Source organism: Achromobacter sp., assembly GCF_032113835.1.
Classification (GTDB): domain Bacteria; phylum Pseudomonadota; class Gammaproteobacteria; order Burkholderiales; family Burkholderiaceae_B; genus Achromobacter.
On the sequence record NZ_DAMCTG010000011.1, the window covers coordinates 83,252 to 91,938 of the forward strand.

General features: G+C 66.5%; 8 protein-coding genes. All 8 read left to right on the top strand.

Annotation, left to right across the window (positions count from 1 at the left end; genetic code table 11):
- The first annotated feature begins 60 nt into the window (after window positions 1-60).
- The 8 genes from RT697_RS06905 to RT697_RS06940 all read left to right on the top strand — a co-directional run bounded on the left by RT697_RS06905 (window position 61) and on the right by RT697_RS06940 (window position 8,536).
- Window positions 61-363, top strand: coding sequence for a hypothetical protein (locus RT697_RS06905; protein ID WP_313697679.1), 303 nt, complete (start codon window positions 61-63; stop codon window positions 361-363).
- A 166-nt stretch (window positions 364-529) separates the two neighbouring features.
- Window positions 530-1,507 (top strand): LysR family transcriptional regulator, encoded by a 978-nt coding sequence (locus tag RT697_RS06910; RefSeq protein WP_313697681.1) that lies wholly within the window; start codon window positions 530-532, stop codon window positions 1,505-1,507.
- On the top strand, window positions 1,504-2,979 hold the full coding sequence (locus RT697_RS06915) for an NAD(P)/FAD-dependent oxidoreductase (RefSeq protein ID WP_313697683.1): 1,476 nt from the start codon (window positions 1,504-1,506) through the stop codon (window positions 2,977-2,979). Before RT697_RS06910 ends, RT697_RS06915 begins: the two co-directional genes overlap by 4 nt.
- Window positions 2,976-3,950 (top strand): ABC transporter permease, encoded by a 975-nt coding sequence (locus RT697_RS06920; protein ID WP_313697685.1) that lies wholly within the window; start codon window positions 2,976-2,978, stop codon window positions 3,948-3,950. The genes RT697_RS06915 and RT697_RS06920 overlap by 4 nt, the downstream gene beginning before the upstream one ends.
- Entirely contained in the window at window positions 3,947-4,864 is a 918-nt protein-coding gene (locus RT697_RS06925) for an ABC transporter permease (RefSeq protein ID WP_175121174.1), read from the top strand. Before RT697_RS06920 ends, RT697_RS06925 begins: the two co-directional genes overlap by 4 nt.
- A complete protein-coding gene (locus RT697_RS06930; RefSeq protein WP_313697686.1) occupies window positions 4,861-5,874 on the top strand; it encodes an ABC transporter ATP-binding protein in 1,014 nt (337 codons plus the stop codon). The genes RT697_RS06925 and RT697_RS06930 overlap by 4 nt, the downstream gene beginning before the upstream one ends.
- Window positions 5,871-6,890, top strand: coding sequence for an oligopeptide/dipeptide ABC transporter ATP-binding protein (locus RT697_RS06935; protein WP_313697688.1), 1,020 nt, complete (start codon window positions 5,871-5,873; stop codon window positions 6,888-6,890). The genes RT697_RS06930 and RT697_RS06935 overlap by 4 nt, the downstream gene beginning before the upstream one ends.
- A gap of 74 nt (window positions 6,891-6,964) precedes the next feature.
- Window positions 6,965-8,536, top strand: coding sequence for an ABC transporter substrate-binding protein (locus tag RT697_RS06940; RefSeq protein ID WP_105239321.1), 1,572 nt, complete (start codon window positions 6,965-6,967; stop codon window positions 8,534-8,536).
- The last annotated feature ends 151 nt before the right edge of the window (window positions 8,537-8,687 follow it).

Genomic DNA, 8,687 nt, shown 5'->3' on the forward strand with positions numbered 1-8,687 from the left:
TAGCGGCGCGCACGGGAGTATCGTCAAGACGCATCCCTGCCCCAGAACGGAGGCAACCCCATGCCTGACCATCCGCAAGCAGAACTGGAAACCGGTGCGTCGCAACACGGCAATCTCGTGCAATTCCTGCTGTGGATTGCAGCGCGTCCCCGCACATACGCCGAGACTATGGAAGCCTGGCGTACCCACTGCCCCAGGCTGTCGGCATGGGAAGACGCCACGGCAAATGGCCTCATCGACATGACGCCGGAACAAAGCACCGTGAAGGGCGAAGCCGTCCTGGTGCTGACGGAAAAAGGGCGGGCGCTGCTGGCGTCCAATGCGCCGATTCGGGATGCGCAGCCCGGGCACGACGAGTCCTAGCGCTCCACTCCGCCTCCCTCCGGACTTACCCTAAGTCCTTGAAATAACTCGCGGTAATTAAAAATGCGAGGTCATTCGCATTTAGGGAATTTACTTATGCCTTTTTAGTATTTGTAGGGCGCATACTCGAGCGGCCAGAATTCGTCCTTGGCATAAATCAAGACCAATGGAACTCCGTCAACTCGAGGCCTTCGCGGCCGTCATGTCCACCGGCAGCGTCACCGCCGCCGGACGGCTGCTGGGACGCTCGCAGCCGGCGATCAGCCGGTTGTTGCAGGAACTGGAGGCCGAAATCGGCTATCCCCTGTTCGCGCGCAGCGGTCCCCGCGTGACGCCGACCGAACAGGGGTTCCTGCTTTATGACGACGTTGAGCGCGCGCTGACCAGCCTGCAGCAAATTCGCGGCCGGGCCGACGAAATCGCGCGCGGTCAGGCGCAGCCGCTCCTGGTGACCGCCACGTCGGCCCTCGCCGCCGGTCTGGCGCCCGCTGCCCTCAAACGAATCGAAGACCGCCTCGGCGCCGCGCGCGTGCAGTTGCGCAGCGCCTCGCCCGAACGCGTGGTGCATGCCGTGCTGTCTGGCGCCGCGCAACTGGGCGTGACCAGCCTGCCGCTGGAGCACCGCGGTCTCACCGTGCATTGGATTGCCCAGGCGCCTTGCGTGGTCGCCGTTCCCGAAAACGATCCCGTCGCGCAGCATGCCGTGGTGCCGGTGTCGGCCCTGGCCGGACGCCGCCTCATCACCATGGCCAATCCCTATCGTCTGCGCCGCCGCCTGGACGCCGCGCTGGCGCACAACGTGCAGGCGCTGGGCACCATCGAAACCAATTCGTCCGTCAATGCCCTGGCCGCGGTCCGTGCCGGGCTTGGCGTGTCGGTGCTGGAACCCGTGACCGCCTACGGCTCGCCCGTGGCGGGCGTGGCGATCCGCCCCATCGACCTGGACATCCCCTTCTTTTTTGGGGTCATCACCCCGCAGTCGCAAACGCTGACGCCGGCCTGCCAAGCCATGGCGGACGCGTTGGCCGAAGCCGCCGCAGACCTGCTGCCCGGCTTTGTGCTGCATGACGCCTGCGAGCATTCGGCGCTATTGCAGTCGATCTACGGCGATGACGCCCCTGTTATGGAAACACCCGCATCATGAATCTGCCCATCGCCACCCCGCCGCAAGGCCTGCCCGCCCTGGAGGCGCGCCTTCGGCAAGACCTGTCCTGGCTGGAACTGCCCGCCAAGAACTGGGTGACACCCCGGCTGGTCGATGGTCAGCAGGTGCTGGACGTGGCCATCATCGGCGGCGGCATGGGCGGCCTTGCGGCGGCAGCTTCGCTCAAGCATCTGGGCATCGAGGCGCCGATCTTCGATCAGGCGCCCGAAGGCTACGAAGGCCCGTGGGCCACGACGGCCCGCATGGAAACGCTGCGTTCGCCCAAGCAACTGACCGGTCCCGCGCTGGGCCTGCCCGCGCTGACGTTCCGCGCCTGGTTCGAAGCGCAATTCGGCCTGGACGCCTGGGAAGCGCTGGACAAGATCCCGCGCCTGCAGTGGATGGACTACCTGCGCTGGTACCGCCGCGTGCTGAACCTGGACGTGCGCAACGAACACCGCATCCTGTCCGTGCAGCCGCGCGCCGACAAGCTGGTGGAACTGGCCATCCAGTCGCCGGCTGGCCGCAGCACCGTCCTGGCCCGCCGCGTCGTGCTGGCCACTGGCCGCGACGGCCTGGGCGGCGCGTATGTGCCTGACTTTGCCAAGAAATTGCCGCGCGACCGCTGGGCGCATTCGTCCGACGTGATGGACTACAACACGCTGGCCGGCAAGCGCGTGGGCGTCGTGGGCGCAGGCGCATCCGCCATGGACAGCGCGGCGACCGCGCTGGAAGCCGGTGCGGCCAGCGTCGACCTGCTGATCCGCCGCAACGACATCCCCCGCATCAACAAGGGCAAAGGCGCGGGCAATCCCGGCCTGACGCACGGCCACCTGACGCTGCCCGACGAATGGAAGTGGAAGATCCGCCACTACATCAACGCCGCGCAGGTGCCGCCCCCGCGCGGCAGCACGCTGCGCGTGTCGCGTCACCCGAATGCCTTCTTCAACCTGGGCTGTGGCGTGCTGGATCTGGCGCTGATCGACGACGAGATCCACGTCACCACGCCCAAGGGCGTGTTCGTGCTGGACTTCCTGATCTTCTCCACGGGCTTTCGCATCGACTGGACCGTGCGCCCGGAATTCGCGCCGCTGGCGCCTCATGTGCGCGCCTGGGGCGACCGCTACACGCCGCCCGCCGGCGAGGAAGACCAGGAACTGCATGACTCGCCCGACCTGGGCGCCGTCTTCGAACTGCAGGAAAAAACGCCCGGCGCCTGCCCCGGCCTGGATCGCGTCCACTGCTTCTCGTACCCCGCCGCACTGACGCAGGGCACGATCTCCGGCGACATCCCCGCCATCAGCGAAGGCGCCAAGCGCCTGGCGCAAGGCATCGCGGGCCTCTTCTACCGCGAAGACGTCGCCACGCACTACGCCAACATGGAAGCGTTCTCCGAGCCCGAAGTGTTTGGCGATGAGTGGACCCCAGCCCCGGCGCCGGCGACGGCCACGCAAGCGGAGACCGCGCAATGACCGCTTGGCTGCTACGCCGCGTGGCGCAGGCCGCCGTGGTCGTGCTCCTGATGACGTTGATCGTCTTCGTGGGGCTGCACGCCATCGGCAACCCCGTCGACATCCTGATCGGCCAGGACGTGGACCAGGTGGACCGCGCGCGCATCATCGCCGAACTCGGCCTGGACAAGCCCCTGTGGCAGCAGTACCTGGCCTTCCTGAACGGCGCGCTGCACGGCAATCTGGGCAACAGCTTCGTCTACAACATCCCGGCGATCGAACTGGTGATCCAGCGCCTGCCGGCCACGCTTGAACTGGCGATCACCGCCCTGTCGTTTGCCGTCATCGTCGGCTTGCCGCTGGGCCTGTTTGCCGGTCTGTACCCCGATAGCCGCGCGTCCAAAATGATCATGGCGGGCAGCATCGTCGGCTTCTCGCTGCCCACGTTCTGGGTCGCGCTGATGCTCATCATGGCGTTCAGCGTGTCGCTCGGCTGGCTGCCGGCCAGCGGCCGCGGCCAGACGGTGGAGTTTCTGGGCTTCCAGTGGTCGTGGCTGACGGCCGACGGCTGGCGTCACCTGATCCTGCCGGCGTTCAACCTGTCGCTCTTCAAGATCTCGCTGGTGATCCGCCTGACCCGCGCCGGCGTGCGCGACGTGATGCCGCTGGACTTCGTGAAGTTCGCGCGCGCCAAGGGCCTGTCGCCGTTCCGCGTGGTCTGTGTGCACGTGCTGCGCAACACCATGATTCCGCTGGTGACGGTGCTGGGCCTTGAACTGGGTTCGACCATCGCGTTTGCCGTCATCACCGAAAGCATCTTTGCGTGGCCCGGCGCCGGCAAGCTGATCCTGGACAGCCTGAACGCGCTGGACCGCCCCGTGATCGTGGCCTACCTGATCGTGGTGGTGTGCCTGTTCGTGACGCTGAACCTGATCGTCGACATTCTGTACAAAGTGCTGGACCCCCGGGTGCGGCTGGAGGCCACGGCATGAGTTCCGTATCCAATACCGCGCAGGCGCCTGCCCTGCGCCGCGAGTCGCCATGGCGCCGCAACCTGACCGAGTTCCTGTCGTCCAAGACGGCGGTGCTTGGCCTGGTGGTCGCCACGCTGCTGATCCTGGCCGCCGTGCTGGCGCCCTGGATCTCGCCGCAGAACCCCTATGACCTGCTGCAGATCGACGTGCTGGACTCGCGCCTGCCGCCCGGCACCATGAACGGCCTGGAGACCTTTCACTACTGGCTGGGCACCGACGGCCAGGGCCGCGACCTCTTGTCCGGCATTCTGTACGGCCTGCGCATCAGCCTGATGGTGGGCGTGGGCTCGGCGCTGATCGCCGGCGTCATCGGCACGCTGCTGGGCCTGCTGGCCGCCTACGCCGGCGGCAAGGTCGACGCCTTCATCATGCGTCTGGTCGACCTGATCCTGTCGTTCCCGTCCATCCTGGTCGCCATGATGATCCTGGCCTACCTGGGCAAGGGCGTGGGCAACGTGGTGCTGACGCTGGTGATCCTGGAATGGGCCTATTACGCCCGCACCGCGCGCGGCCAGGCTCTGGTCGAACGCCGCCGCGAGTACGTCGAAGCCGCCCGCTGCCTGGACATTCCCAACTGGCGGATCATGTTGAAGCACATCCTGCCCAACTGCCTGCCGCCGCTGATCGTGATCGGCACGCTGCAGATCGCACGCGCCATCACGCTGGAAGCGACGCTGAGCTTCCTGGGCCTGGGCGTGCCGGTGACCGAACCGTCGCTGGGCCTGCTGATTTCCAACGGCTTCCAATACATGCTGTCCGGCGAATACTGGATCAGCTTCTACCCCGGCATCGCGCTGCTCATCACCATCGTGGCGATCAATCTGGTGGGCGACCGCCTGCGCGACGTGCTGAACCCGAGGACCCACAAATGACCGACCGCTCCGCCTCGGCTGGCGCGCCGGCCACGCTTGAAGTGCGCAACCTGCGCACGCAGTTCCATACCCGCGCGGGCGTGCTGCCCGCCGTGGATGGCGTCTCTTTTAAGCTGGAACGCGGCAAGATCCTGGGCCTGGTCGGTGAGTCCGGCTCGGGCAAGTCCGTCACGGGCTTCTCCATCATGGGTCTGGTCGACGCGCCGGGCCGCATCGCCGGCGGCGAGGTCCTGTTCCAGGGCCGCGACCTGACCAAGCTGGCACCCCGCGAACTGCGCAAATTGCAGGGCAACCGCATCGCCATGATCTTCCAGGATCCGATGATGACGCTGAACCCCGTGCTGCGGGTGGACGTGCAGATGATCGAGACCGTGCGCGCCCACACCAGGATGAGCAAGGCCGAAGCCCGGATCCTGGCGCGCGACACGCTGGGCATGATGGGCATTCCCAGCCCCGAGGAACGCCTGCTGGCCTTTCCGCATCAACTGTCCGGCGGCATGCGCCAGCGCGTGGCCATTGCCATCGCCATGCTGCACCGCCCGGATCTCATCATTGCCGACGAACCCACGACCGCGCTGGACGTCACCATCCAGGCGCAGATCCTGTCCGAAGTGCAGAAGCTCGCGCAGCAGCACGGCACCAGCCTCATCTGGATCACGCACGACCTGTCCGTGGTGGCCGGCCTGGCCGACGACGTAGCCGTCATGTACGCCGGCCGCATCGTCGAACATGGCAAGGTCGACGACGTGCTGGACCGTCCGCAGCATCCGTACACCGTGGGCCTGATCGACAGCCTGCCCAGCAACAACCAACGCGGCCAGCGCCTGCGCCAGATTCCCGGCATGACGCCGAATCTGCTGCACCTGCCGGCCGGCTGTGCGTTCTCGGCGCGCTGCGCGCGCGCCACCGCCGCCTGCGGCCAGCAACCCGGCATCACCCAAGCCTTACCCGAACACGACGTGCGCTGCTTCCATCCTTCCATCCAGATCCACCGCGAGGTGGCGGCATGAGCGCAACCGCCAACGCCCCCACCCCGCTGATCGACCTGCGCCAGGTCAGCAAGCGCTTCGGCGAACGCAAGATCGGCGCCGCCGGCCGCGCAATGCAATCGCTGGGCCTGTCCAAGCCGCCCGCCATCACGCGAGCCGTGGATCACGTCGACCTCATCGTGAACCCCGGCGAAGTCGTCGGCCTGGTTGGCGAATCCGGCTGCGGCAAATCCACGCTGGGCCGCATTGCGGCCGGCCTGCTCACGCCCTCGGGCGGCGAGGTCCGCATCAACGGCGTGCGCCCGGCCGACATGAGCGCGGCCGAGGCCCACGCCGCGCGCCTGAAGGTCCAGATGATCTTCCAGGACCCCTACGCCAGCCTCAACCCGCGCCTGCGCGTGGACGAGATCGTCGGCGAAGCGGCGCGCATCCATGGCCTGGTCGGCAACGGCGACTTCGACGACTACGTCAGCGCGCAGCTCGAACGCGCCGGCCTGGACCCGGCGTTGCGCCAGCGCTACCCGCACCAGTTCAGCGGCGGCCAGCGCCAGCGCATCGGCATCGCCCGCGCGCTGGCCGTGCAGCCGTCCATGCTGGTCTGCGACGAAGCCGTGGCCGCGCTGGACGTGTCGATCCAGGCGCAGATCCTGAACCTGTTCATGGATCTGCGCGAAGAGCTGAACCTGACGTACCTCTTCATCAGCCATGACCTGGGCGTGGTCGAACATCTGTCCGACCGAGTCGTCATCATGTACCTGGGCCGCGTCGTGGAGACGGCGACCGTGGAAGAGGTCTTCCAGCGTCCCAACCACCCGTACACCCAGGCGCTGCTGGCCGAGATCCCCACCCTGAAGTCGCGTCACAAGATCTTCACCGCGATCAAGGGCGAGATCCCCAGCCCGCTCAATCCGCCCTCTGGCTGCCATTTCCATCCGCGATGTCCGCACGCGATGCCGCGCTGCAAGACCGAGGTTCCCACCCTGAAGGGAATCGCCATCAACCACCTGAGCGCCTGTCACCTGAACGACATGGCTTGACGATCACTGGCCGCGGCGCCACCGCTGCGGCCGCTGGACCCACACCGTTCCCCCTTTACCAAGGATTCCGGACAATGAAACGCCTGATTCTCTCGACCCTTACCGCCGCCATCCTGGGCGCCTCGGCCGCAGCCTCTGCCGACAACCTGTCGATCGGTTTTGCCGACCCGCTGTCGTCGCTGGACCCGCAACTGAACAACCACGCCGGCGACCGCTCGGTGGCCCTGCACTTCTGGGACCTGCTGATCGAAAACAAGTGGAACAAGCTGCAGCCGGGTCTGGCCGTGAGCTGGAAGCCGCTGGACAACACGACCTGGGAATTCAAGCTGCGTGAAGGCGTCAAGTGGCAGGACGGCACGCCGTTCACCGCCGACGACCTGATCTACTCCTACACCCGCGCCCGCGGCGTGCCCGGCAGCGTCGCCACCTACGCCGGCTACCTGCGCACCATCGACACGATGACCGCCAAGGATCCGCTGACGCTCATCGTCAAGACCAAGGCCCCGAACCCCGACCTGCCGCTGAACCTGGCGTCGATCCACGTCGTCAGCAAGCACGTCGGTGAAAAGTCCTCGACCGAAGACTACAACTCGGGCAAGGCCATGGTCGGCACCGGCCCCTACAAGTTCGTCTCGTACACCCCCGGCGACCGCGTCCTCATGGAACGCAACGACGCCTACTGGGGCGACAAGCAGATCTGGGAAAAGGTCAACTACCGCTACATCAACAACGCCGCCGCCCGCACCGCCGCCCTCTTGGCCGGCGACGTCGATGTGATCGACAAGGTCTCGGTGTCCGACCTGGCCAAGCTGCAGAAGGCCTCGAACATCTCGGTCTACCCGTACGACGGCCTGCGCGTCATGCTGCTGCAACCCAGCTTCAACCCCGCGCCCAACCAATACATCACCGACAACAACGGCAAGCCGCTGGACAAGAACCCGCTGCTGGACGTGCGCGTGCGTCAAGCCCTGAACCTGGCCATCAACCGCAAAGCCATCGCCGACCGCATCCTGCAAGGCGCCGCCACCGAAGCCAACCAGTGGATGCCCAAGGGCACCTTCGGCTACAACCCCGAGATCAAGGACATCCCCAACGACGTCGCGCAAGCCAAGAAGCTGCTGGCCGAAGCGGGCTTCCCGGATGGCTTCAAGCTGACCATGCACGTGCCCAACGACCGCTACCCGCAAGGTCCGGAAACGGCCCAGGCGGTCGCGCAGTTTTGGACCCGCGTGGGCGTGAAGACGCAAGTGGAAGTCGTGCCGTGGGCCGTGTACTCGGGCCGCGCCAACAAGAACGAATTCGCCGTCAGCATGCTGGCGTGGGGCAACGGCACGGGTGAAGCCAGCTACGCGCTGGTCAACATCCTGGCCACCGTCGATGCCAAGAAGGGCCTGGGCGCCTCCAACTGGGGCCACTACACCAACGCCAAGGTCGACACCGCGCTGGAGCAATCCACCTCGGAATTCGACGTGGCCAAGCGTGAAGCCATCCTGCGCGACTCCGTCAAGCTCGTGTCCGATGACGTCGGCATCATCCCGCTGTTCCACTACAAGAACATCTGGGCGACCAAGAAGGGTCTGAAGGTCACGCCGATGACCAGCGACCGCACGGCCGCCATGATGGTCACCAAAGTCTCGGACAAGTAAGCCATGGCGCCGACCCTGACCATCACCCCCGCGGACGCCCTCATCGACGTCCCGCGCCAGATCCGCGTCGAACACGTGGCCCCCGGCGCGACCGTCGAGATCACCACTCACCCGCAGCGCTTCGGCCTGGGCCTCGCTCTGCATGGTGTGG

Bases quoted from the DNA above. Each gene is read 5' to 3' on its own strand.
- RT697_RS06920 (WP_313697685.1), top strand. From the start codon at position 2,976: ATGACCGCTTGGCTGCTACGCCGCGTGGCGCAGGCCGCCGTGGTCGTG.
- RT697_RS06935 (WP_313697688.1), top strand. From the start codon at position 5,871: ATGAGCGCAACCGCCAACGCCCCCACCCCGCTGATCGACCTGCGCCAG.
- RT697_RS06930 (WP_313697686.1), top strand. From the start codon at position 4,861: ATGACCGACCGCTCCGCCTCGGCTGGCGCGCCGGCCACGCTTGAAGTG.
- RT697_RS06910 (WP_313697681.1), top strand. From the start codon at position 530: ATGGAACTCCGTCAACTCGAGGCCTTCGCGGCCGTCATGTCCACCGGC.
- RT697_RS06940 (WP_105239321.1), top strand. From the start codon at position 6,965: ATGAAACGCCTGATTCTCTCGACCCTTACCGCCGCCATCCTGGGCGCC.
- RT697_RS06925 (WP_175121174.1), top strand. From the start codon at position 3,947: ATGAGTTCCGTATCCAATACCGCGCAGGCGCCTGCCCTGCGCCGCGAG.
- RT697_RS06905 (WP_313697679.1), top strand. From the start codon at position 61: ATGCCTGACCATCCGCAAGCAGAACTGGAAACCGGTGCGTCGCAACAC.
- RT697_RS06915 (WP_313697683.1), top strand. From the start codon at position 1,504: ATGAATCTGCCCATCGCCACCCCGCCGCAAGGCCTGCCCGCCCTGGAG.